This window comes from Nocardioides sp. CER19 (assembly GCF_029846275.1).
In the GTDB taxonomy this organism is placed as follows: domain Bacteria; phylum Actinomycetota; class Actinomycetes; order Propionibacteriales; family Nocardioidaceae; genus Nocardioides.
This window is the reverse complement of record NZ_JARVWS010000001.1, coordinates 1,299,259-1,322,489: the sequence shown is the minus strand read 5'-3', so window position 1 is coordinate 1,322,489 and position 23,231 is coordinate 1,299,259. Positions and strand designations below refer to the sequence as shown.

The 23,231-nt window shown below is 72.2% G+C and carries 24 protein-coding genes; 10 read left to right on the top strand and 14 right to left on the bottom strand.

The annotated features are described in order from the left end of the window. Positions 1-44: 44 nt before the first annotated feature. The 5 genes from QDS12_RS06475 to QDS12_RS06455 form a co-directional block, all read right to left on the bottom strand. Positions 45-230, bottom strand: a complete 186-nt coding sequence (locus tag QDS12_RS06475) for a hypothetical protein (RefSeq protein ID WP_279877856.1) — start codon at positions 228-230, stop codon at positions 45-47. A gap of 283 nt (positions 231-513) precedes the next feature. After that, a complete protein-coding gene (locus tag QDS12_RS06470; RefSeq protein WP_279877854.1) occupies positions 514-858 on the bottom strand; it encodes a hypothetical protein in 345 nt (114 codons plus the stop codon). Further along, positions 855-1,325, bottom strand: coding sequence for an Asp23/Gls24 family envelope stress response protein (locus QDS12_RS06465; RefSeq protein ID WP_279877852.1), 471 nt, complete (start codon positions 1,323-1,325; stop codon positions 855-857). Before QDS12_RS06465 ends, QDS12_RS06470 begins: the two co-directional genes overlap by 4 nt. Positions 1,326-1,484: 159 nt before the next feature. Next, entirely contained in the window at positions 1,485-2,444 is a 960-nt protein-coding gene (locus tag QDS12_RS06460; protein ID WP_279877849.1) for a septum formation family protein, read from the bottom strand. Then, the gene (locus tag QDS12_RS06455) at positions 2,441-2,944 is read right to left on the bottom strand and encodes a SigE family RNA polymerase sigma factor (RefSeq protein ID WP_279877847.1); all 504 of its coding nucleotides are present in this window, start codon (positions 2,942-2,944) and stop codon (positions 2,441-2,443) included. The genes QDS12_RS06460 and QDS12_RS06455 overlap by 4 nt, the downstream gene beginning before the upstream one ends. Positions 2,945-3,177: 233 nt before the next feature. On the opposite strand from QDS12_RS06455, the gene QDS12_RS06450 reads away from it, so the two are divergent. Then, the gene (locus tag QDS12_RS06450; protein ID WP_279877845.1) at positions 3,178-3,324 is read left to right on the top strand and encodes a hypothetical protein; all 147 of its coding nucleotides are present in this window, start codon (positions 3,178-3,180) and stop codon (positions 3,322-3,324) included. 73 nt (positions 3,325-3,397) lie between these two features. Here QDS12_RS06450 and QDS12_RS06445 read toward each other — a convergent pair whose 3' ends face one another. The 3 genes from QDS12_RS06445 to QDS12_RS06435 form a co-directional block, all read right to left on the bottom strand. Beyond that, the gene (locus QDS12_RS06445; protein ID WP_279877842.1) at positions 3,398-3,532 is read right to left on the bottom strand and encodes a hypothetical protein; all 135 of its coding nucleotides are present in this window, start codon (positions 3,530-3,532) and stop codon (positions 3,398-3,400) included. A 112-nt stretch (positions 3,533-3,644) separates the two neighbouring features. Continuing rightward, positions 3,645-4,304: a DedA family protein gene (locus QDS12_RS06440; RefSeq protein WP_279877840.1), complete on the bottom strand. Its 660-nt coding sequence runs from the start codon at positions 4,302-4,304 to the stop codon at positions 3,645-3,647. Between the two features lie 68 nt (positions 4,305-4,372). Further along, positions 4,373-5,269 carry a transglycosylase domain-containing protein gene (locus tag QDS12_RS06435; RefSeq protein ID WP_279877837.1) on the bottom strand — a complete coding sequence of 299 codons (897 nt, stop codon included), beginning with the start codon at positions 5,267-5,269 and terminating at the stop codon, positions 4,373-4,375. 91 nt (positions 5,270-5,360) lie between these two features. Between QDS12_RS06435 and QDS12_RS06430 the strand changes: the two genes are divergently transcribed. Together QDS12_RS06430 and QDS12_RS06425 are read left to right on the top strand one after the other, a co-directional pair. Next, entirely contained in the window at positions 5,361-6,869 is a 1,509-nt protein-coding gene (locus QDS12_RS06430; RefSeq protein ID WP_279877835.1) for a glycosyltransferase family 39 protein, read from the top strand. A 19-nt stretch (positions 6,870-6,888) separates the two neighbouring features. Next, entirely contained in the window at positions 6,889-7,653 is a 765-nt protein-coding gene (locus QDS12_RS06425) for an ABC transporter permease (RefSeq protein WP_279877832.1), read from the top strand. A 15-nt stretch (positions 7,654-7,668) separates the two neighbouring features. Here the strand turns inward: QDS12_RS06425 and QDS12_RS06420 are convergent, their stop codons facing one another. Beyond that, entirely contained in the window at positions 7,669-8,565 is an 897-nt protein-coding gene (locus QDS12_RS06420; RefSeq protein ID WP_279877830.1) for a matrixin family metalloprotease, read from the bottom strand. A 155-nt stretch (positions 8,566-8,720) separates the two neighbouring features. On the opposite strand from QDS12_RS06420, the gene gdhA reads away from it, so the two are divergent. Further along, on the top strand, positions 8,721-10,058 hold the full coding sequence (gene gdhA, locus QDS12_RS06415; protein WP_279878474.1) for an NADP-specific glutamate dehydrogenase: 1,338 nt from the start codon (positions 8,721-8,723) through the stop codon (positions 10,056-10,058). 32 nt (positions 10,059-10,090) lie between these two features. Here the strand turns inward: gdhA and QDS12_RS06410 are convergent, their stop codons facing one another. Beyond that, positions 10,091-11,278: a serine hydrolase gene (locus QDS12_RS06410; RefSeq protein ID WP_279877828.1), complete on the bottom strand. Its 1,188-nt coding sequence runs from the start codon at positions 11,276-11,278 to the stop codon at positions 10,091-10,093. A 222-nt stretch (positions 11,279-11,500) separates the two neighbouring features. Here QDS12_RS06410 and QDS12_RS06405 point away from each other — a divergent pair, with 222 nt between their 5' ends. Further along, complete coding sequence (locus QDS12_RS06405) at positions 11,501-13,333, top strand: glycoside hydrolase family 15 protein (RefSeq protein WP_279877826.1); 1,833 nt, start codon at positions 11,501-11,503, stop codon at positions 13,331-13,333. Here QDS12_RS06405 and QDS12_RS06400 read toward each other — a convergent pair. Further along, positions 13,299-14,138 carry an alpha/beta hydrolase gene (locus tag QDS12_RS06400; protein WP_279877824.1) on the bottom strand — a complete coding sequence of 280 codons (840 nt, stop codon included), beginning with the start codon at positions 14,136-14,138 and terminating at the stop codon, positions 13,299-13,301. The two genes, QDS12_RS06405 and QDS12_RS06400, sit on opposite strands and share 35 nt — an antisense overlap. Before the next feature lie 137 nt (positions 14,139-14,275). On the opposite strand from QDS12_RS06400, the gene QDS12_RS06395 reads away from it, so the two are divergent. Both QDS12_RS06395 and QDS12_RS06390 read left to right on the top strand, forming a co-directional pair. Beyond that, positions 14,276-17,038, top strand: a complete 2,763-nt coding sequence (locus QDS12_RS06395; RefSeq protein ID WP_279877822.1) for a LuxR family transcriptional regulator — start codon at positions 14,276-14,278, stop codon at positions 17,036-17,038. A gap of 29 nt (positions 17,039-17,067) precedes the next feature. Continuing rightward, entirely contained in the window at positions 17,068-17,202 is a 135-nt protein-coding gene (locus QDS12_RS06390) for a hypothetical protein (protein ID WP_279877820.1), read from the top strand. Here QDS12_RS06390 and QDS12_RS06385 read toward each other — a convergent pair whose 3' ends face one another. Genes QDS12_RS06385 through QDS12_RS06375 form a run of 3 tightly spaced genes read right to left on the bottom strand, consistent with a single transcriptional unit; the run spans position 17,203 to position 19,908 of the window. Then, positions 17,203-17,928 (bottom strand): SDR family oxidoreductase, encoded by a 726-nt coding sequence (locus tag QDS12_RS06385; RefSeq protein ID WP_279877818.1) that lies wholly within the window; start codon positions 17,926-17,928, stop codon positions 17,203-17,205. 16 nt (positions 17,929-17,944) lie between these two features. Beyond that, positions 17,945-19,303 carry an NAD(P)/FAD-dependent oxidoreductase gene (locus QDS12_RS06380; RefSeq protein WP_279877816.1) on the bottom strand — a complete coding sequence of 453 codons (1,359 nt, stop codon included), beginning with the start codon at positions 19,301-19,303 and terminating at the stop codon, positions 17,945-17,947. Then, positions 19,300-19,908, bottom strand: coding sequence for a redoxin domain-containing protein (locus tag QDS12_RS06375; protein ID WP_279877814.1), 609 nt, complete (start codon positions 19,906-19,908; stop codon positions 19,300-19,302). Before QDS12_RS06375 ends, QDS12_RS06380 begins: the two co-directional genes overlap by 4 nt. A 174-nt stretch (positions 19,909-20,082) precedes the next feature. On the opposite strand from QDS12_RS06375, the gene QDS12_RS06370 reads away from it, so the two are divergent. The 3 genes from QDS12_RS06370 (at position 20,083) to QDS12_RS06360 (ending at position 23,218) form a co-directional block, all read left to right on the top strand. Further along, complete coding sequence (locus QDS12_RS06370; protein ID WP_279877812.1) at positions 20,083-20,757, top strand: VOC family protein; 675 nt, start codon at positions 20,083-20,085, stop codon at positions 20,755-20,757. Positions 20,758-20,828: 71 nt separating this feature from the next. Then, positions 20,829-21,281: a hypothetical protein gene (locus QDS12_RS06365; protein WP_279877810.1), complete on the top strand. Its 453-nt coding sequence runs from the start codon at positions 20,829-20,831 to the stop codon at positions 21,279-21,281. A 272-nt stretch (positions 21,282-21,553) separates the two neighbouring features. Further along, a complete protein-coding gene (locus tag QDS12_RS06360; protein ID WP_279877808.1) occupies positions 21,554-23,218 on the top strand; it encodes an APC family permease in 1,665 nt (554 codons plus the stop codon). Positions 23,219-23,231 lie beyond the last annotated feature (13 nt).

Below are 23,231 nucleotides of genomic sequence, written 5' to 3'. Positions count from 1 at the left end.
CACGGAGCCGCTGCCTGGTGGGGACTCACCGGAGCTGGCGGCAGTCATCGCGGTGAGCGGTTGGACCCGCCGAAGTACTGGTTGAGGTCGACCTCGCCGGCGATCACCTTGCCGACGACGAAGCCGATGATCCCCAGTGCGGCGGTGAGGACGAGGCCAGCGAATCCGTCCATCGCCCAGGCGAGTCCCAGGAGAAGGCCGCAAAAGAGTCCGATCAGGGTGGGATGCATGACAACCTCCAGTGGAAAACGGGCTGTGACGGACTCACGCCCGGTGGATCAGACGGTGCGCTTCGGACGCCCTCGGGAGCGTCGGAGAAGCTCAAGTGACGGGAGCGCGCCCTGCCACCAGCGGCGCCGGCGGCTGAACCTCATCTCCGGATAGCCGTTGCCAACAGGAAGCCCTCGATCGAAGCGATCGAGGCGTTCGATGAACTCAGCGACGTCCCCACCCGCGTCGGGGTGGTGGGCGCGGATCAGTGCCCGTCGCCGGCGGCGACGCTCCTCCTCGGTCTCACCATGCGGGGACATGCCTGTCCCGCTCTCCCGAGGGACCCGTGCCGGTGTCGAGGTCGGCCACGTGTACGTCGACCTGCCGACCCCCGGCGTACGCCGCCAGCGCCCTGCGCACCTGTGCCTCCAGCAACGGCACGGAGTAGCCAGCGGCCAGCACGACCGACACCAGGACGCGGGAGTCCTCGATCCGGACACCGATCACCCGGCGTCCCGGAAGATAGGTGGCCACCGCCCAGGTGCCGCCCTGGTCCAGCGCGGCCACCGCCGGACACGCCAACGCTGCCGACGCGATCACGTCGACCTCGTAGGTGCCCTGTGCAGATACGCCGCCGACGTCGGTCACTGGACCCGAGGCTCCTGGGCACCTTCCTCGTCGTCGACGGGCAGGTGGATGTCGTTGACGGAGACATTCACCTCCGTCACCTCCAGTCCGGTCATACCTTCGACCGCCGAGATCACGTTTCGCCTGACAGCACGGCTGAGCTCGACCATGGACACTCCGTACTCGGCCACGAGGTCGAGGTCGATCGCGGCCTGCCTCTCACCGACCTCCACCGCGACACCCTGGCCGGTGGACTGGGAGGAACCCGGGATCCGCTCCCGGATGGCGCCGATCGCCCTCGCCGTGCCGCCGCCGAGGTCATGCACACCCGAGATCTCTCGAGCCGAGATGGCGGCGATCTTCTGGACGACGCTGTCGGCGATCGTCGTGTTGCCCTTGGAGGTCTGCAGCTCGGAGGGACCAGCGGACCCCCGGGTGCTGAGCTCTTGTGAGGTGCCGGATCCGGTTGAGTCTGAGGGATTGGTCATGTCTTCTCCTCGGTGGGGCACAAGCGTGGACTAAACGCAAACGACTGTGCACTTAGTCACAAGTACCCAACAGGACGAGGCGGATGCAGCGCGCGGGCACGCCGCCGACTAGAGGACCAGGTCGGCGGCCTTCGTGCTTCCCGCCTCCCGCGCCGCTGCTCAGCGCGGCGGCAGCAGCTCGCCGTTCGCGCGGTAGACGAAGCACACGCCGTGCAGCACAGGCGAGTGCCAGCCCTCCTCGGGGTCCCAGCCGGCGATGACCGAGGCTCCGGCGAGTCGCTTCGGGACGGCAGGGGTGCAGTCCTCTTGCGCCTCAGCGCGGAGCACGTCGGCGCTCGGGTACGTCGAGATGCCGCCGAGGGCAGCCAGCGTGCCCGTCGCCTCGTAGGCGTGCGGTCGGTCGCACGGGATCGTCGGCTGCTCGCTGGTGGGGGGCTCGGCCAGACAGGTCCAGAGGTCGTCGGGCGGCTCGTCCGCGAGATCGAGCGCAGACCGTGTCAGCGTGCGGGCAGGCGCCGCGTGCTCGCCTGTGGGGCTCCACCACGGCCCCGGGATGACGGCGTCGCAACGTGCCCAGGACTCTCCGGCGGCGACCTGCTCCTTGCTCGGCAGGTACCAGGCCGCTGCCCAGTGGATCCAGCTCTCGTTGTCGATGTTGAGGTATTCACCGACGACGTCGTAGCACGTGCCGCCCCTCGCGTCGGCCTCCTCCTCGGTCGCCTCCGCGAGCGTGAACGTGGCGACGGTCTCCGTGGTGTGGGGCTGCGAGCAAGGCACCTCCGGCGAGTCGTCGAAGTAGTCGGTCGGCTCGACCGCCGCCTTCGGCGGCACCGCCCAGCACGTGCCGCGGGCCGGAGCCCCTCCGGCGCCCGCGCCCACGGTGGCCGTCTCGGTCGGCTTGGGAGCCGGGGCGGGCGAGTTCTCCCTCCCGCCGCGGTCGAGGATCGCCACGCCGGCGGCCAGCACGGCCACCAGTCCGGCCGCACCGACGGCCACACCGATCCGGCGGCGCTCGCGCGACGCCGCGATCCGCGCATGGACCTCGTCGAGCCGCTCGAAGGTGCGATCGTCCAGGGCCGAGGCGCGCTCGGCCAAGAACCTGAGGTCCGGCCCGTTCATGGCAGGTTCCTCTCGTCCACGACCGGCCCGAGTGAGGAGTCCAGCCTGAGCTTGGCCAACGCCTTGGAGCACTGGCTCTTGACCGTCCCGATCGAGCATCCGAGCAGGTGGGCGGTGTCCGCCTCCGTGCGGTCCTCGACATAGCGGAGGACGACGACGGCGCGCTGTCGACGCGGCAGACGCCCGAGCGCGTTCCACACGTCCTGCCCCTCGGCCAGATCCTCGATCTCGGCCGCCGCCGGTGCGTTGGCGAGCGGCAGCTCGGCCGGCGTCTCCCGGACCCAGCGCCGCCGCCACCACGACGTCGCGGTCGTCGTCATGATCCGGCGGACGTAGGCCTCCGGATCCTCGATCCGGCTCCACACGAACCACGCCTTGGTCAGCGCCGTCTGCACCAGGTCCTCGGCCAGGCCGCCGTCCTGCACCAGCAGGTACGCCGACCGGATCAGCGCTTGGGACCGCGCGACGACGAAGTCGTCGAACTCCGCTTCGTCTGCCATGCGATCACGACCCTCGGGTCGACGCCGACCGGTGCCGACATCGCTACCAAGACGCGCTGGGAGCGCGCGATGGTTGCCCTGCCAGACCGCATTCTCCCACCCCGCGACCCACGCCACCCGGGCCTCGACCGGCACGCCTCCCGTCCAGGGCAGGCAACCGTTTCCTCCCGCCAAAGCGTCTTGGGAGCACCACCGGCCGTCCAGGTCGGCAGGCCTCCTGGAAGGAGAAGGCGATGGTGTTCTGGTCAGTCGTCGTCCTCGTCGTCCTCGTGGTGCTCGTCGCCGCCTGGCGGGCCGACCGGAAGCGGCACGTCAGGATCAGCCGGACCAACGGCGACGTCGAACGCGACATCGGCGACACCTGGGGCTACTACCACTGAGCGGCGCCCCGATGACGGCCGTCCGCGCGATCAGCAGTCCGAGGCCGGCGTACGTCGAGCCGCGCGGGGGTCCTCACAGCCCCCGGGCGAGGACGATGCCGCCGAGGAGGCCGGCGAGGGCGCCCAGGGCGGCCAGGGCGAACCGGTCGACGGGGGTCTTCGGGAGCCAGGCCGGCAAGCGCCCGGCCCGGTGCTTGGCGTCGGTCACGGAGTTCTCCTGGGTGGGGAGGTGGGTCGTCCACTCTCAACGAGCCTCCCGGGCAGTCGTCACACCCGGGCAGCATCGAGCCCTCACTCCGACGGCCTCACTCCCGACAGCCTCACTCCGACAGCCCAGCTCCGCCGCCTCGGGTGTCTCGGGCGGTCGCGTACCCGTCCTCGTCGGTCCGCTCGCGTCGCTTGCGGCGGACGCGCCAGACCACGATCCCGGCGATCACCAGCAGGGCGACGACGACCGCCGTGCCCTTGCCGATCGTCGAGGCGACCTTCTCGTAGGACGCGCCCGCGAAGTAGCCGACCAGGCTGAAGGTGACCCCCCAGGCGATCCCTCCGGCCGCGTTCCAGAGGAGGAACGTCCGATAGCGCATCTGGCTGAGGCCGGCGATACCCGGCATCACGGCCCGGAAGAAGGCGGTCCAACGCGCGACGAAGACGGCCGGTCCGCCGCGCCGACGAAGCATCTCCTGCGCGTCGTGGATCCGCGACTGGTGCTTGCGCAACGGGCCGATCTGCAGGACGCGCGGCCCGAGATGCTTGCCGACCTCGTAGCCGACGGTGTCGCCGACGATCGCGCTGACCACTACGAGCACGATGAGGGTGACGATGTCGAGGTGGCCCTGGTTGGCCAGGAAGCCGCCGAGCAGGACGGCCGTCTCCCCGGGGAGGACGAAGCCGACGAAGAGCGCCGCCTCGCCGAAGACGAGCAGGGCGATGATCGCGTAGGCCAGGGCAGGCGGTACCGATCGGATGGCGTCCAACACGCCTTGCAGCACAGGTACCCGTACCCCCTTCAACACGGCCCACGCACGGCTGCCCGTACGCCGGCCAGCTAGCCGAGCTGGAGCGGCGCCCTCGTGAACCTGCGTTCCTGGGCCGGCGTGATGACGCCGGTGGCCGCCAGGCGCTCGAGCACGTGCGCGCGCCGACGGGCGGCCAGGCCAGGGTGCCGGATCGGGTCGTAGGCCGACGGGGCCTGGACGGTGCCGGCCAGGAGGGCGGCCTGCGGCCAGTCCAGGCGTTCGGGCGAGGTGCCGAAGTAGCCGGACGCGGCAGCGTCGAGGCCGTAGTAGCCATGGCCGAAGTAGGCGGCGGCCAGGTACATCTCCAGGATCGCCTCCTTGGACCACCGGTGGTCGAGCTTGACGGCCAGCATCGCGTCCTCGGACCGGTCGAGGAGGCCGTCCCGCCCGTCGCTGTAGAGCAGCTTCGCGAGCTGCTGCTCCAGCGTCGCCCCGCCCGAGTCCCCGCCGCGCACCGACGCCAGGGCGGCATGGCCGGCGCCGACGAGATCCATCCCGCCGTTGACGTAGAAGCGGCTGTCCTCGGTCGCGAGCAGAGCATCGGCGACCCTGGCCGGCGGCCGGACGACGGGGTCGCTCGTCCCGCGCAGCGCCGCCTGGTGCTCGACGCGCTGCGCGGCATCGCTCACGCCTGGGGTGAGCGCGTAGAGGACGGTTGCCGCGGAGCCCGCCAGCAGGGACACCGTCACGAAGCAGAGCAGCACGCGCCGCAGCCAGCGACGTCGACGGGCCCCCGCGACCACGGCCTGCGTCCCGACGGCGACGAGTACGCCGACCAGGACCCAGTCGACCCACGCCAGCCCGAACACCGCCCAGCCCAGGCAGGCCACCGCGCTGCCCGTCGCCGCCGCCAGGGCCCCGCCCGCGAGGCTGCCCGCGAGCGTCCGCCAACGGTCGACGTGGGACAACGACACCTGGGTCGTCATACCGGGAGGATGCTCGCGCCAGGTGAAGGCTGCATGAAGGCCCGGGTCAGCCTTCATGCGGGCTTCACGGGACCTGGCGCACGCTCCTCGCATGAGGACCGCGCCGGCGCGCCTCTGGGCGTGGCTCGCCGATCGTCCCGGGTCGTCGCTCACGGCGGGACTGCTGCTGGCGGCCGGCCTGCGGCTGCCGTTCGTCGCGGCACCGTTCGGCGTCGACGAGGGCGGCTATCTCTACATCGCCCAGCACTGGCCGGGGCCCGGCCACTGGCTCTACGGAGACCAGTGGGTGGACCGCCCGCCGGCCCTCCTGCTGCTGTTCAAGACGGTGGTCCTGCTCGGGAGCTCGCCCGTGGCGATGCGCCTGGTCGCGATCGCTGTGGTGTGTGTGCTCGTCGCCAGCGCCTGGTACGCCGGCCGACGGCTGGCCGGCGGTGACGGTGCCCTCGCGGCCTCGCTCTGCGCGGCGGCGCTCGGGTCGAACCCCGCGCTCGGCGGCAGCGAGCTGATGAGCGACGGCGTCGGCGCGATGTTCGTCATGCTCTCGTTCGCGCTCCTCCTCGCCGCCATCAGCGCCCACGACGACTCCCCCGGTCGTCGGGCGGTCGCCCTCGCCGGGCTCGCGGGGTGCGCGGGCGTGCTCGCGTTCCTCAGCAAGCAGAGCGCCGTCGTGGCCATGGTCGTCGCTGTCGTCGTGCTGGGAGCGAGATCACGCCGGCACTGGTCGCTCCTCCTCGGCTACGCCGTCGGCGCGCTGGTACCGCTCGCCGCGACGCTCGCGTGGGCGGCGGAGGGACCAGGCGTGGCCATGCTGGCGAACGCCCTCTACACGTTCCGGGTGGCCTCCGTCCGGGTCGTCGAGAGCTCGACGTCGCATGCTCCCTCGGGCCGGTTCGGCACCTACGTCCGCGTCCTGGTCGTCAGCGGGCTCGGGTTCTCGCTCGGACACCTCGCCTACGACATGCTGACCCGGCGGAGGTCCTGGCTGCTGCGCGGAACGGTCGCCGTCGCGGCCGCCTGCCTCGCGAGCGTCATCGTCGCCAGCCTGAACTGGTACGTCCACTACTGGCTCGCCGTCGTCCCGCTCGCGGCCGTCGGTGTCGCGCTCGCCTTCGTCCCGGCCGAGCGCACCTGGCGCGCACGCATGATCCCGAGGGCCGTCGTCGCGGCGACCGTGCTCGCCTCCGTCGCCAACGTCGCCCTGCAGCTGCCGGTGAACCTGGCCTCACCGGCGATGGCCCGGTTCGTGGCCGCGGCCGCGCGGCCGCGCGACACCATGATGGTGCTGTGGGGCCAGCCGAACCTGCTCGAGGAGACCGGGCTGCGGACGCCCTACCCGTACTCCTGGTCGCTGCCCGTGCGCGTCGAGGACCCGCACCTGCAGCTGTTCGCCGACCTGCTGGCGGGCCCGCGAGCGCCGACCTGGCTGCTCGACGTCGGCCGCTCCAACGCCTGGCACCTCGAGACCCCACGCGTGGCACGCCTGATCGCGCGGCGCTACCACGTGGCCGCCGTCGTCTGCGGCCACGACATCCTCCTGCGCGACGGCGTACGTCGATCGCTCGGTGCGGGCGCGGCCGCGGTGCCCCTCGGCCGTTGCTGACGGCGCCTAGAGTCGCGGCATGCACGGGAACGCGGTCTCTCTGGGCTGGCCGCTCACCGCGCTGCTGGTGTTCTTCGCGCTGACCGCGGCGAGCGTGACGCGGCTGGCGACCCTCGGCGACTGGCGAGCGCCGCTCACCGCCGCGGTCCGCTGCGTCGTCCAGCTCGCGGCGGTCAGTCTCGTGATCAGGTTCGCGATCGAGTCGATGGCGTGGACGGTCGTGTTCGTCGGCGGGATGATCGCCGTCGCCGCGGCCACGTCCGCGCGCCGGGTCACGGGATCGCTACGAGCCGCGCCGTGGATGGCGACGCCCATCCTCGCGGGCGTCGTCCCGGCGATCGGCCTGGCCCTGGCCAGCACCGCGGTGCCGGCGAAGCCGATCGCCGTCCTCCCGACCGCGGGCATCCTCGTCGGCGGGGCGATGTCGGCGGCGACGCTCGCGGGTCGCCGCGCCACCGACGAGCTCACCTCGCAGCACGGCCAGTACGACGCCGCGCTGGCGTTGGGCCTCACGCGCCGCCAGGCCGTGGGCATCGTCGCCAGGTCGGCCGCCGGACTCGCGCTCGTCCCGGGGCTCGACCAGACCCGGACGGTCGGGCTGGTGACCCTGCCCGGCGCCTTCGTCGGTGTCCTGCTGACGGGGGCGTCCCCGTTGCAGGCCGGCGTCGCGCAGGCGTTCGTGCTGATCAGCCTGCTCGCCGTGCAGGCGGTCTCCGCGGCCGTCACCATCGAGCTCGTCGCCTCCGCGCGGACCCTTCCGGCGCGCCTCGAGCTGCGGCAGTAGCCCGGCGGGCGCTCGTCAGCCGACGACCGCTGACGACAGCCGGCGAGCACTCACCCGACCGAACGTCGGCGGGTCGAGCGGCCGGCACGGCGCGGCCGACCTGCCCACCTTCGACAGGCCGAGCCGGTCGCCGTTCTGGTAGTCCGGCAGGTCACCCGCCGACGAGGGGTTCATCACCTGGGTCCGGTCGTCGACGTGGTCGAGCCCCATCGCGTGGCCCATCTCGTGGAGCAGGACCTCCCGGATCATGCCGGCACGCCGCTTCGGGTCGTAGCCGAGCAGCGACTTGTCCATCGCGATGCCGACCGAGGTGTAGTAGGAGGGCTCCGTGCCCGCCGAGCCCCAGCTCCGGTAGGCGATGCCGACGGTGCTGCCGGCGAGGTTCGGGTCCTGGGCGGCGCTGAGCCACTGGATCACGATGGAGTTCTCCCCGTCGTCCACGCCGTAGGTGGTCGTGCCCCGGAAGGCGAACGCGTAGCCGGTGTAGGCCGACACCTTCCCCATCACGGCCGCGACGGTCGCCGCCCAGCCGGCGGGCGCCCCGGCCATGTTGAGGTAGTAGGGGATGGGGGTGCACGCGGCCCAGCGGACCGGCGTACGGCCGTCGTCGGTGTTGACCGCGTAGTGGGCCGGCCGGGGCTTCGCCGGCGCGGCGGCCCGCTTCTTCCTGACGCACCGACCGGCCTTGCGCACCTTGCCGTGCGGGCACCTCGTGGCCTTCTTCCTCGAGACGCACCTGCCGTGCCGGCGGACCTTGCCCTTCGCGCACCGTCGGGGCCTGGCGGCCTCGGCGTCGCCCCCCGAGGTCGACGGCCGAACGGAGACGGCACCGCGCGCGGCGGCGGTTCCGCTCGCCGTCGCGACCGTCGCGCCCGCCGGCACGAGCGCGAGGAGGAGCAGGACGACCAGCACGGGTGCGGCGTGTCGAAGCCCACGAGGGGGGACGGTCGGACGCGTCTTCACCTCGGGACCATCGGCCGTCGGGCCCCTCGACTGAGCGCCTCGACCCGGCGTACCCGCGATGTGGGCACCGGGGCAAAGGTCATTAGCCTCGCTGTGTGAGCAGCATCAGCCCGGCCCTGCAGCCCCACTTCGACACGGTCCTCGCCCGGAACCCCGGCGAGGTCGAGTTCCACCAGGCCGTGGCGGAGGTGCTGGGCTCGCTAGCCCCGGTCGTCGAGCGTCACCCCGAGTACGTCGACCAGGCGATCATCGAGCGGATCTGCGAGCCCGAGCGCCAGCTGATCTTCCGGGTGCCGTGGGTCGACGACCAGGGCCAGATGCAGATCAACCGTGGCTTCCGGGTGGAGTTCAACTCCGCCCTCGGCCCCTACAAGGGCGGCCTGCGCTTCCACCCCTCGGTCTACCTGGGCATCGTGAAGTTCCTGGGCTTCGAGCAGATCTTCAAGAACTCCCTGACCGGCATGCCGATCGGCGGCGGCAAGGGTGGCTCCGACTTCGACCCGCGCGGGCGGTCCGACGCCGAGATCATGCGGTTCTGCCAGTCCTTCATGACCGAGCTCTACCGCCACCTCGGTGAGCACACCGACGTCCCCGCCGGCGACATCGGCGTCGGCGGCCGCGAGATCGGCTACCTCTTCGGCCAGTACAAGCGCATCACCAACCGCTACGAGTCCGGCGTGCTGACGGGCAAGGGCATCGCGTGGGGTGGCTCCCTGGTGCGCACCGAGGCCACCGGCTACGGCACGGTGATGTTCGCGCAGTCGATGCTCGGCGCCCAGGGCAAGGACCTCGACGGCCGCCGCGTCACTGTCTCCGGCTCCGGCAACGTCGCGACCTACGCGATCGCCAAGGCGCAGCAGCTCGGCGCCGACGTCGTCGCCTTCTCCGACTCCTCCGGCTACGTCGTCGACGAGGCCGGCGTCGACCTGGCCCTGCTGCGTGAGGTCAAGGAGGTCCAGCGCGGCCGCGTCGCCGACTACGTCGAGCAGCGCCCGGGCGCCCGCCTGGTCACGTCCGGCTCCATCTGGGACGTGCCGACCGAGGTCGCCCTCCCCTGCGCCACCCAGAACGAGCTCGACGAGTCGGACGCGAAGCAGCTTGTGGTCAACGGCCTGCTCGCCGTCGCCGAGGGCGCCAACATGCCGGCGACCCCGAACGCCGTCGCCCTCATGCGCGAGGCCGGCGTCCTCTTCGGACCCGGCAAGGCCGCCAACGCCGGCGGCGTCGCGACCTCCGCGCTCGAGATGCAGCAGAACGCCTCGCGCGACGCCTGGTCGTTCGACTACACCGAGGACCGGCTGCAGCAGATCATGACCGGCATCCACGACACCTGCGTGGCGACCGCCGAGGAGTACGGCGCCCCCGGCGACTATGTCCTCGGTGCCAACATCGCCGGGTTCATCAAGGTGGCCGACGCGATGCTCGCCCTCGGCGTCATCTGACCCACCTCCCTCAGCTCGACCAGCGGCGCTGGTCAGTCGTCGATCGCTTGGTAGACGGCCGTCCAGAAGTCCTGAGAGCTCGGCAGCCGCTGGTCGCCCGCGTGCGCGCGTTGCACCATGAGGATCGTCGTCAGGTCCTCCGCGGGGTCGTTGAACCAGGCCGTCCCGTAGAACCCGGGCCACCCGTAGCTCCCGACGGACGGACCGAGACGCGTACGACGGGTGCGGACCGACATGCCGAAGCCCCAGCCCATCTCGTCGAAGTAGCCCGGCCAGAACCCGGACAACTCCTTCTGCGCCGGGGTGAGCTGGTCGGTCGTCATCAGGGTCACCGACGGCCGTGAGAGCACCCGCTCGCCGCGGTGCGACCCGCCGGCGAGCAGCGCCGAGGCGAAGGCCAGGAAGTCGTCGGCGGTCGAGACGAGGCCGCCGCCACCACTCTCGAAGACGGGCGAACGGCTCCACCGCCCGTCCGGTCCGTCCTCCACGACCAGCCCGTCGACAGCGTCGTCGTGCGCGTACGCCGTCGCCAGCCGGCCTAGCCTGTCGTCGTCCACGCAGAAGCCGGTGTCGCGCATCCCGAGCGGCTCGCAGATCCGCTCGCGCAGCACCTCCCCGAACGACCGGCCGGTCGCGCGAGCGACGAGTACGCCGGTCACGTCGCCAGCGGTGTCGTACATCCAGCGCTCCCCCGGCTGGTGCACCAGCGGCAACGCGCCGAGCCGACGGATCCACTCGTCCGGGGGCTGCTCCCCGACGGCGCCGAGTGCGTCGGCGATCGGAACCGTCCCGGGCTCGGCCGGGACCATGCCGGTGCCGAGCGTGTAGGTCAGCAGGTCGCGCACGAGGATCGGGCGCCTCGCCGGGACCGTCCTCTCCAGCGGACCGTCCGGATCCACGAGCACGCTCATGTCGGCCAGCTCCGGGAGCAGGTCGTCGACCGGGTCGTCGAGGCGCAGCGTGCGGTCCTCGACGAGCGTCATGACGCACGCGGCGACGACGGGCTTCGACATCGAGCCCAGGCGGCAGATCGTGTCGAGCGCCATCGGCGTCGCCGACCCGGCACCCTCGAACGCGAGGGTGCCGGCGGCCTCGACGCGCACGTGACCGTGCCTGGCGAGCACGGCCAGGGCGCCCGGGACGAAGCCGGAGTCGACGTGGTGCTCGAGCAGCTCGCGCACCCGAGCCAGTCGTGGCGTCGAGAAGCCACCAGTCGCCAACGTTCCTCCTCGTGCCGTGGGTGGTCCCCGGGGCCACCCTCCACCTTCTCCACGAACGGCGACAGCCCGATCCGACACGTCGAGCCGACTCTGCCGTCCGGCTCGCGCGCCGTCCGGCTCGCGCGCCGTCCGGACCGCGCGCCGACCGGTCCGAGCACCGAGCGCGGCGACCTCCACCCGTGCCAGACTCGCAACGTCGACGCCACCCGGAGGTGACGAGCCGTGAGCCGCACTCCCATCGCACAGCATGCGCTGCTGTCGGACTGCCACTCGACCGCGCTCGTCGACTCGGCGGGATCCGTCGAGTGGCTCACCTTCCCGCGATTCGACAGCCCGACCGCGATGGCGCGGCTGCTGGACGACGACGCCGGCCACTGGTCGATCCGGCCCCGCGGCGACTTCTCCGTGTCGCGCCGCTACCTGGAGGGGACCCTGGTCCTCGAGACGACGTTCCGGACGCCGTCGGGCACGGCGATCCTGACCGACGCCCTGGCGATGGGTCCGGACAACGAGGGGCACGGGCTGGGCCGCGACGTGCCGCACGTGCTGGTGCGCTCGATGACGTGCGAGACCGGGAGCGTGGAGGTCGAGGTCTCCTACGCGCCGCGGCCGGAGTACGGGCTCGTCACACCGGTCGTGTCGCAGGTCGACGGTGGGCTCGCCGCACGTGGCGGCGCGGACCGGCTGGTGCTGTCCTCGCCCGTCGACCTGGCGGTCGAGGCCGGCGGCGCGACGGGACGTCACACCCTTCGGACCGGTGAGACGCTCCCCTTTGCCTTGCACCGGTCGACGTGGGGCGAGCCGGCGGCCCGCGTGTGGGCGGCCGACGAGATCGACGTACTGCTCGATCGGACGGTCGCCGCCTGGCGGTCCTGGTCGGTGCTGCACGAGCGGTACGACGGTCCGTGGCGGGACCTCGTGCACACGAGCGGACGCGTGCTGAAGGCGCTGACCTTCCAGCCGTCAGGCGCCGTCGTGGCCGCCCCGACCACCTCGCTGCCGGAGGTGGTCGGTGGCGACCGCAACTGGGACTACCGCTACTGCTGGGTCCGCGACGCCAGCCTCACCCTCGAAGCGCTGTGGATCGCGGCGTGCCCGGACGAGGCCGAGGAGTTCTTCGCCTTCATGGCGACGGCTGCCGCCTCGGCCGTCGCGGCCGAGCAGTCGCTGCAGATCATGTTCGGGGTCGGCGGCGAGCACGACCTGACCGAGCGGACCCTCCCCCACCTCGCCGGCTGGCGCGCCAGCGCACCGGTGCGCGTCGGCAACGGCGCCTGGAACCAGACCCAGGTCGACGTCTACGGCGAGCTCCTCGGTGCCGCCCACCGCCTCCGCGAGCAGCTGACGACCCTCGACGACGACACCCGCCGCTTCCTTGCCTCGCTCGCCGACGCCGCGGCCGTCCGCTGGCGCGAGACCGACCGGGGCATCTGGGAGGTGCGGGGCGAGCCGCGGCACTTCCTCCACTCGAAGGTCATGTGCTGGGTCGCGCTGGACCGCGCGATCGACATGGCCGACGGGATCGTCGACGGTTCTCGCGTGCAGGCCTGGAAGCAGGCTCGCGCCGAGATCGAGGAGCTCGTGACGCTGCACGGGTGGAGCGAGTCGGCCGGCGCGTTCACGCAGTACATCGGCACCGACGCGCTCGACGCCTCCAGCCTGATGCTGCCGATCACGGGCCTCCTGCCGGCCACCGACGCCCGCGTGCTGGCGACGATCGACGCGATCGAGCAACGGCTCACCGACGAGCGCGGGCTCGTCTACCGCTACCGGTCCGACACCGGCGTCGACGGCTTCGAGAGCACCGAGGGCACGTTCCTGCTCTGCACGTTCTGGCTCGCGCAGGCGCTGGCGATGGCGGGCCTCGTGGATCGCGCACGCGGGGTCTTCGAGCGAGCCGTCCGCTACGTCAACGACGTCGGGCTCCTCGCCGAGGAGGTCGACCCCGAGTCCGGCGAGCTGCTCGGCAACTTCCCGCAGGCGTTCAGCCACATCGGGCTCGTCAACGCTGCGTGGGCGATCAGCCTCGCGGAGGAGCGGTCCCCATCGAGCTGAGGACGACGTCGGCGTAAGGCCGAGGCACCTCCTCCCAGAGGAAGTGGCCGGCGTCGAGCACCACAGCGCGAGCGTGGGGCGCCCGGTCCGCCACGAAGGTGGCGTTGACCGGCGGCACGATCCGGTCGTGCCTGCCGGTCACGACGGTCACGGGAGTCTGCAGTCCCGGGAGCAGCTCGGCCAGGACCGGGAGCTCCTCCGGGTAGCGACGCACGTATCTCATCGACTCGACGAACCGGTCGCCCTCATAGCTGGTGAGGTAGTCGGCACGGATCTCGTCGGGGACGTGTCCAGCGTGGTTGTCGACGGCAGCGTTGACGATGGCGCGCGGGTCGACCCGGCGGTAGCGGTCCAGGTCCGGGTCGAGCACCCATGAGGCGAGCGGGTCCCCCAGCCGAAGGGGGTACGCAGTACCGCCGCCGCCGACGACGAGCCCGGAGAAGGTCCCGGGATGAGCCGCCGCCGCGAAGAGCGCCGCCGGTGTGCCGACGTCCGGCGCGACCACGAATGGCCGGTCGAGCCCGAGCTCGGAGACCAGGTGGACGAGGAACTCGCCCATCGCGCGCGGCGACAGGAGGTCGTCACGGCGCTCGGAGTGGCCGAAGCCGGGGAGGTCCACGGCGAGCAGCCGAGCATGCGGGGCGAGCAGCGGCCAGATCGGGGCGAAGGCGCGGAGGCTCTCCGGCCAGGGGCTGGTGAGCAGGACGGCGGGTCGTCGGTCGGCGCCCGAGTCGACGTACCTGATGTGGACGCCGTCGATGGAGCGGGACCGGCTGGGCGGGACGGGGGCGATCGTGGTGGTCATGGCTGCGTGCTCCTTCGGTGGTCGGGCTGTCTCCAACCTCGCGCGGCGAGCCGGCCGTCGCACCCGGGTACGGCACTGGTCCGCTCGCGGGCTGCTGGGCCATTCACCACGCCCGCCGACCGCCCTACTGTGACGACATGGGCGGGACCGTCCCCGAGCTGCTCGGCCGCTCACGCGAGCGGGCGGAGCTCGACGGCGCCCTGAACCGCGTGCGAGACGGCGAGAGCGTCGTTCTCGTGGTGAGGGGCGAGGCCGGGATCGGCAAGACCGCGCTCCTGCAGTACGCCGCGCACCGCGGATCCGACTGCCGGGTTCTCGCGGTGGCAGGTGTCGAGTCCGAGGTCGAGCTGCCCTTCGCGGCGCTCCACCAGATCTGCGGCCCGCTGCTGGGCGAGGTCCGGGCGGTTCCCCAGCACCAGGAACAGGCGCTCCGTGTGGCCCTGGGCAACGCGGCCGGACCACCGCCGGACCGCTTCCTGGTCGGGCTGGCGGTGCTGAGCGTGCTCGCCGAGGTGGCGGCCGCGCGTCCGGTGGCACTCCTCGTCGACGACGCCCAGTGGCTGGACGAGGCGTCCCGCCAGGTCCTCGGCGTGGTCGCTCGCCGCCTCGTCGCCGAGTCGGTCCTGTTCCTGCTGGCGGTCCGGGAGATCGGGGAGAGCCGCCTCTTCCCCGGCGTGACGGAGCTGACCGTCGACGGACTCGGCGGGGACGACGCCCGTGAGCTCGTCGTCCGTGCGACTGCCGGACACCTCGACGAACGTGTCCGTGAGCGCCTGGTCGCGGAGACGCGAGGGAACCCGCTGACCCTCCTGGAGCTGGTGCGCGGGATGACGGAGGCCGAGCTCGGCGGCGGCTTCGCGCTCCCGTCCGCGACCCTGTCCCCGGGGCTGCTGGAAGACCGCTACCTCCAGCGCGTCCGGGCACTTCCCGCGCCGACGCGACGGTTGCTCCTGCTTGCCGCCGCCGACGCCACCGGCGACCCCACGCTGCTGTGGCGGGCGGCGCAGGTGGCAGGTGTCGGTCACGACGCCGCCGAGCCGGCCCGTTCCGAGCGGCTCCTCGAGATCGGCTCCGGGGTTCGCTTCCGGCACCCGTTGATGCGCGCGGCGGCCTACGCCGCGGCGTCGGCCGAGGAGCGACGAGAGGCGCATCGGGCCCTGGCGGGGGTGATCGATCCCCACATCGACCCGGATCGCCGCGTGTGGCACCTGGCCGCCGCGGCCACGGGGCCGGACGAGGCCGTGGCTGCGGAGCTCGAGCGCTCCGCCACGCGTGCCGAGGCTCGCGCCGGGCTCCCGGCCGCGGCGGCGTTCCTCCAGCGCTCGGTCGGGCTCACCGTGGATCGCTCACGACGCGCGGATCGTGCGCTGGCCGCCGCGCACGCGCACCTGCACGCCGGCGCCTACGACGCCGGCCTGGGGGTCTTGGCCGAGGCGGAGGCCGATGCCGTCGACGACCTCCGGCGAGCGCGCGTCGAACGGCTGCGAGCGGAGATCAACCGCGCCTCGTTGTCCGGTCGGGACGCCCCGCTTCTCCTCCTCCAAGCCGCCGAACGACTCCAGTCGCTCGACCCGGTGCTGGCGCGCGAGACGCATCTGGACGCGTGGGGCGCCGCGCTCGTCGCCGGCGCGCTCGCGTCCCCGGGTGGTGACCTGGTGGCGGTCTCGACGGCGGCTCGTGCCGTCCTTGCGGCGACACCGGGAAGGGAGCCGTGCGCGCACCTTCTGAGCGGCCTTTCCACGCTGATCCTCGACTCACCGCGAGAGGCTGCGCCCGCGTTGCGCCGAGCGCTGACCGCGTTCATCGACGACGGGGCGGTCACCGATGAGTGGCTGCACTACGGCGCCCTCGTCTCCAACGCCGCGCTCACGTTGTGGGACTTCGCCGCCTGGGACGCGGCCAGCGCCCGACACGTCGAGCTCGCCCGCGCCTCCGGTGCGCTGGCACCGCTGGTCACCGCCCTGAACGTACGGCGTGTGGTCGCGATGTTCGCCGGGGACTTCGACGCCGCCCGGTCCGAAGGGGTCGCGGAGGAGGTCGCCAAGCAGGTGACGGGCACCCGGCGGGCGTCGTACGGCGACCTGTTCCAGGCCGCCTTCGAGGGCGACCCGGAGCGCGCCCACCGGCTGATCACCACCACCGCTGACGAGGCGCTCGCACGGGGCGAGGGGCTCGGCTGGCACATCGCCGACCGAGCCTCCGCCCTTCTCCACCTCGGCGTCGGCCGCTACGCCGACGCCTCGGCCGCCGCCGCCCGCGCCGCCGAGAGCAACCTGGGCCCCTTCACCGCCCAAGCGCTCCCCGACCTCGTCGAGGCGGCAGCCCGCAGCGGGCAGCCGGAGCTGGCGGCGGATGCGCTGCTTCGTCTCCAGGCCGCCGTCAGGGGCTGCGACACGGACTGGGCCACCGGTGTCGAGGCGCGCAGCCGGGCCCTCCTGATCGACGGCACCGAGGCCGAGAAGGCCTACGACGAGGCGATCGGCCGGCTCGGCCGCACCCCGCTCCGGGCGGAGCTGGCGCGCGCCGAGCTGGTCTACGGGGAGTGGCTGCGCCGCGAGGGTCGGCGCTCCGCCGCCCGGACCAGGCTTCGATCCGCGCACGACACCTTCGTCGAGCTGGGCATGGAGGCGTTCGCCGAACGGGCACGTCGGGAGATGGCGGCCACCGGTGAGAAGGTGCGCAGGCGCGTGGTCGAGACGCTCAACCAGCTCACGCCACAGGAGGAGCACATCGCTCGTCTGGCCCGCGACGGCCAGAGCAATCCCGAGATCGCGGCCGAGCTGTTCATCAGCTCCCGCACCGTCGAGTGGCACCTGCGCAAGGTGTTCGGCAAGCTCGGGATCACCTCACGCCGGGAGCTTCGCGAAGCTCTTCCCGCCCACGGGCGCGTCGGCGTGTAGGGCCGCGCGTCCGACCCGCGCCGGGGCCCGTGACCGACATGGGTGTGAGCGCCGGGATCGCGCTCCTCTACGTGCGCGTCAAGGTGGTCCTTCTCGCCCTCGCCGTCGCCGTCGGGCTCCTGATCGCCTCGCCGCTGCTCCTGCGGACCGGGTCGACCCGGTAGTCACGAGAGCAGCTGCTGGCCCCCGTCGATGTCGTACGTCGCCCCGGTGAGCGCGGTGTTCGTCATCAGGTGCACCGCCAGCGCCGCGACGTCGGCGGGGGTGACCACGCGGGCGATCGGGAGGGTGTCGCGCAGCTGCGCGCGCCGCTGCTCCAGGTCGTCGCCCAGCAGGTCGGCCGACAGCGGCGTGTCGACGAAGCCGGCGGCGATCAGGTTGACCCGGATCGGGGCGATCTCGAGGGCGAGGTTGGCGACCAGGGCGGGCATCGCCGCGGTGCCGACCGCCGCCGTGGCGAGCCCCGGCTTGGGCCGGCGGGCGCCGGTGCCGCCCATGAACAGCAGCGTGCCGCCGGGGCGCACCGTCCCGACGGCGTGCCGGGCCACGTTGACCGCGAGCCACAGGTGCTCGTCGAAGGAGCGGCTCGCCTGGTCGACGTCGATGTCGGCCAGCAGCCCGTAGTAGGGCCGGCCCGCGGTCACCATCACGTGGTCGATCGGCGTCGGCAGCTGCTCCCAGAACCGCGCCAGAGCGGCGGCGTCGGTGGCCTCGAACGCGGCGGTCCGGAGCGCACCGACCTCGGCGCCCGCCCGCTCGAGTCGCTCGGGGTTCCGGGCCGCCAGCACGACCTCGGCGCCCTCGGCCCGGGCCAGCCGGGCCGTCTCCAGCCCGATGCCGGCGCTGCCACCGATCACGACGACGGTCTGCCCGGACAGTGCTGTGGTCACGACGCCGTCCTCCGGCTCAGAGGAGGGCACGCAGCACCGGCTGCACGCCGCGATGGAACGTCGGATACGCGAAGTGCATGTCCGCCAGCACGGTGATCGGGATCTGAGCGTGGACGGCGGTGACGATCATCGACAGCACCTCACCGCCCATGCTGCCCACGACGGTGCCACCGACCAGGACGCCCCGGTCGGCGTCGGCCACGAGCTTGATCGGACCGGGGTCCTCGGCGATCCAGCCGCGGGTGCCGAGGTCGCCGGTCGCCGTACGCACGTTGATGCCCTGGTCCCGCGCGGCCTTCTCCGTCAGTCCCACGGAGCCGACCTCGGGCGCCGTGAAGGTGACCCTCCCGACGGCGCGGTAGTCGGCCCACGGGCCGTCGACGCCGGTGAGGTCGCGGATGACGACGTCGGCCTGATACATCGACACGTGGGTGAAGGCGCCCTTGCCCGTGATGTCGCCGATCGCCCACACCCCGTCGGCGACGCGCATCCGCTCGTCGGGGTCGAGCACCTTGGCCTGCGGGTCGAGCCCGACGTGCTCGAGCCCGAGATCAGCGAGGTTGTTGCGCCTCCCGGCCGTGACGAGGAGCCGCTCCGCCACGAGCGTGCGCTCCCCGAGGTTGACGGCGAACCCGTCCCCGTCGTGCGAGACCTGCTGGGCGCGCGCCCCGGTCAGGACGCTGATCCCGTCGGACTCGAAGGCTCGGTGCACCGCCTCGGAGGCTTCCGGCTCCTCCAGCGCCAGCAGGCGGTCGAAGGCCTCGATCACGGTGACCTGCACCCCGAAGGTCGCGAACACCTGGGCGAGCTCGCAGCCGATCGTGCCGCCGCCCAGGACGGCCAAGGTGCCGGGCAGCTCCGTCGCTCGGACCGCGTCCCGGTTGGTCCAGTACGGCGTCTCCGCGAGCCCGGGCACCGGAGGCGCCGCCGGGGTGGTGCCGGTGTTGAGGACGATCCCCTTCGCCGCGACGTACGTCGTCTCCTCACCGTCCGGCCCGGTGACGGTGACCTCCCGGGGGCCGGTGATGCGGCCCCGTCCCCGGGCGAAGGTGCCGCCCGCGTCGACGAGCCGGTCGACGGCGACCTGGTCGTTCCAGTCGTCGGTCGCCTCCGTGCGGATGCGGTCGGCGACCGGCTTCCAGCTGGGGGTGACGGTCGCCGTCCCGGCCCGGCCGTCGACCAGACGACCCTCACGGAGGGTCTGCGCGGCGTGCACCATCATCTTGGTGGGGATGCAGCCGAAGTAGGGGCACTCGCCACCCACCAGCCGCTCGTCCACCCCGACGACGCGCAGCCCGGCGCCGGCCAGGCTGCCGGCGACGTGCTCACCCCCCGGCCCGAGGCCGATGACCACGACATCGCACTCGGTCGTCATGAGGTGGCCCCCTCGAGCTCGGCGGCCTGCGCCGGGCCTTGCTTGTCCCAGCCGTGGAACGAGGAGAGGTCACCCGCGTCCCACGCCTCGCGGAGCCCGGGCTTGGCCAGGTCCCAGTCGGGGCGGACCTCGGCGGTGACGTCGCGAAGGTCCCGCCACAGGTCGGCCGTCGACGGCCGGCCCCAGAACCAGTAGCCGTTGTAGATCTTGTGGACGACCAGCCCGGGCTTCAGCACGATCGTGTGCGGCACCATCGGGTCGTGCTCCGGGTCGGTGTACTCGGCGATGTCGAGGTCACGCTGCACGGTCCGGCCGGGGTCCTCCAGGAACGGCCACTGGGCGCCGACGGAGGCTCGGAACTCCTGGCTGGTGTGGTGCTCGTCGGTCGAGATGGTCGCGACCTGCGTGTAGGCGACGGCGATCTTCGGGTAGAACGCGGCGAGCTCGAGGTGCTGCTGGTGCTCCTTCGGGCAGTAGTGCCCGCGGGCGAGCGTCAGGATCATCGGGTCGTCACCCTGGATCTCGCTCAGCCTGCGCAGGGTGCGCGCCTCGTCGGGTAGCTCGTAGTCGGGGAAGACCGCCCCAGGGGCGATGTCGGGTCGCATGGCTCTCTCCTCTTCGCTGTCGGCTACGCGTGACGCAAGTCCTCCGCGCGCCCGGTGTCAAGGCCCGTTCCCACCAGGGAGCGGACCAGGGTGTCTCACTGGCGTGAGCCGCCGCCGCGTCGACGAGTCTCGGAGGTGACAGCGAACCGGCTGTCGCAACCCGAGGAGAAGAACATGAACAGCACCGCAACCGTCGCCGCGACCACCACCACGGTCACCGCGCCCACGGCCGATCTCAGGCTCGAAGCCGTCGTCATCCCCGTCGCCGACGTCGACCGGTCCAAGAAGTTCTACGAGGGTCTCGGCTGGCGCCTCGACGCCGACTTCGGCTTCGACAACGGCTTCCGCGTCGTCCAGGTCACCCCGCCCGGGTCACCGGCGTCGATCCAGTTCGGCACCCTGATCACCGGCCAGCAGCCGGGCACCGCCGAGGGCATCTACCTCGTCGTCTCCGACATCCAGGCCGCGCGCGACCAGCTGATCGAGCTCGGCGCCGAGGTCAGCGACGTCTTCCACCCGGAGGTTCCGGGCGCCCAGTTCGGCCGGCTCGACGGCGGCCAGGCCGCCGGACCCGCCGACGACGGCGCGAGCTACGGCTCCTTCGCCACCTTCCGCGACCCCGACGGCAACACCTTCCTGCTCCAGCAGGTCACCACCAGGATCCCCGGCCGCGTGAACGCCACGTCCACCGAGTTCGCCTCCGTCGACGACCTGGTCGGTGCGCTGAAGCGGGCCGCGGCCGCGCACGGCGAGCACGAGGCCCGCACCGGCGAGGAGGACGCGAACTGGCCCGACTGGTATGCCGCCTACATGGTCGCCGAGAACCACGGCACCGAGCTGCCCCGCTGACGACGACCCCGACCAGCACGACCCCGACGACACCCATCGAGAACCATCACACGAACCGAGGAACGAGCACCATGAGCACCCTGCACCTGCACGCCAACACCCGGGTCACCCCCGAGCAGTTCATCGCCTCCCTGACCGACTTCGGACCGGGACGCTCCCAGATCTTCGGCAACAGCGCCGACGAGGACCTGCGGGTCCACTCCGTCTCCGACGACCACGCCGACGTGACCGAGGGCTCCGGCGGGATCTGGGAGCGGCTGTCCTACGACTGGTCGGACCCGGCCCACGTCGTGCTGACGACGACCGACTCCAATGTCTGGGGCCGGGCTTCGGGACACACCTACGACCTCACCCGCCGCGACGACGGCACCACCGACATCGACTACACCGTGGTGCGCGAGGGCAAGAACCTGCGCGGGCGGCTGCTCGGGGCCCTGCTCGGCAGCGCCGGTCGCGGGGTCCTGGTCAAGGCGTTCCAGGGCGCCGTCCACGCCATCGAGTCGCGCAGCGGAGTGACGTCCTGAGGGCGTCGAGCCGGCGTACGCCGGGCCAGGAACGGGCCGTCGATCGAGGATCGACGGCCCGTTCTGCGTCGTCCGGGCGCGGACATTCGAAGAATGCACTGAAAAGTCGACGTCCGCCCCTTCCGTCACGCGGGTGCGGAGAGCCAACATGAAGGCGAATCCGACGCCGTCCGCGGCACGACGGGACGCGCCTGCGCGCCTCCGCCCGTCGCGAAAACAGATGACGGTGCCGGCCCGGCCCTCGCGGCCGGGCTCGAGGATCGGAGGGCGACATGGCAACGCCGGCGACTGAGACGCACGACGGGAGATCGTCCGCGAGCCTGCTCCGCGAGATCGGTCTCATCGGTCTCCTGTGGGCCTCGATGGGCTCGATCATCGGCTCAGGATGGCTCTTCGGTGCCCAGAAGGGCCTGATGACGGCAGGACCGGCCGCGATCATCTCGTGGGTGGTCGGCGGGTTCGCCATCCTGGTCCTGGCCCTGGTCCACGCGGAGCTGGGCGCGATGTACCCGGTCTCAGGTGGCTCGGCCCGGTTCCCCCACTACGCGTTCGGCGGGTTCGCCGGGGCGTCGTTCGGCTGGTTCTCCTGGCTGCAGGCCGCGACCGTCGCACCGATCGAGGTCTCCGCCATGATCCTCTACGCCGGCCACTACGGCTTCGCGAGCGGCTGGCTGCACAGCGACGGCACCCTCACCAGCTCGGGGCTGATCGTCGCGGTCGTCCTGATGTTCCTGGTGAGCTCGGTCAACTACCTCGGCATCCGGGCACTCGCCCTGACCAACAGCGTCGCGACCTGGTGGAAGGTCGGCGTACCCCTCGCCACGATCCTGATCGTGGCGCTCGTCGGCGGCTTCCACACGTCGAACTTCACCGCCGCCAACGGCTTCAACCCCGACGGCGCGCACGGCATCCTGGCCGCCGTCTCGACCAGCGGCATCATCTTCAGCTACCTGGGGTTCGAGCAGGCCGACCAGCTCGCCGGCGAGAGCAACAACCCCAAGCGCGACATCCCGGTGGCGGTGATCGGGTCCATCGTGCTGGGCCTGATCATCTACATCGCGCTGCAGGTCGTGTTCATCGGCGCGCTGCCCGAGAGCGCGATCGGCAGCACCTGGAGCCAGGTGGGCGACGGCCTCTACACGGCGTTCACCGGTCCCTGGGCCCAGCTCGCGTCCCTGGTCAGTCTCGGCTGGCTGGCCAGCATCCTCTACCTCGACGCGATCATCTCGCCCGGTGGCACCGGCCTCATCTACACCGCCGCGTCGGCCCGGGTCTCCTACGGCCTGAGTCGCAACGGCTACGTGCCGACGATCTTCGAGCGGCTCAGCGCCCGCCGGGTGCCGTGGTTCGGCGTGCTGTTCGCGTTCGTGATCGGCTGCATCTGCTTCCTGCCGTTCCCGAGCTGGCAGTCGCTGGTCGGCCTGATCACCAGCGCGAGCGTCCTGATGTACGCCGGCGCGCCCCTGTCCTTCGGCGCTTTCCGTCGGCGCCTCCCCGACGCGGAGCGCCCGTGGCGGCTGCCGTTCGGCGGGGTCATCTCCCCGGTGGCTTTCATCGTGGCCAACTTCGTCATCCTGTGGACCGGGTGGGACACCGACTGGAAGCTCGGCATCGCGATCCTGCTCGGCTACGTGCTCCTGGTCGCCAACAACCTGCTCAAGCTGAACCCCACCCAGCCCGTCCTCGACTGGCACGCCGCCCAGTGGCTGCCGATCTACCTCGTCGGCCTCGGGATCATCGTCTACCTGAGCGACTACGGACCACTGGACAACCCGGTGATCCCGCTGTGGTGGGACCTGGTGGTGATGGCGGCGTTCAGCCTGCTCATCTACTACTGGGCGCTCTACGTCGCCCTGCCGACGGCCAAGATCGAGGAGATGGTCAACGAGGTGGTGCTCCCGGAGGAGGGCGACCTGGCCCCGATGCCGTCGCACTGACCGTGAACGGCGT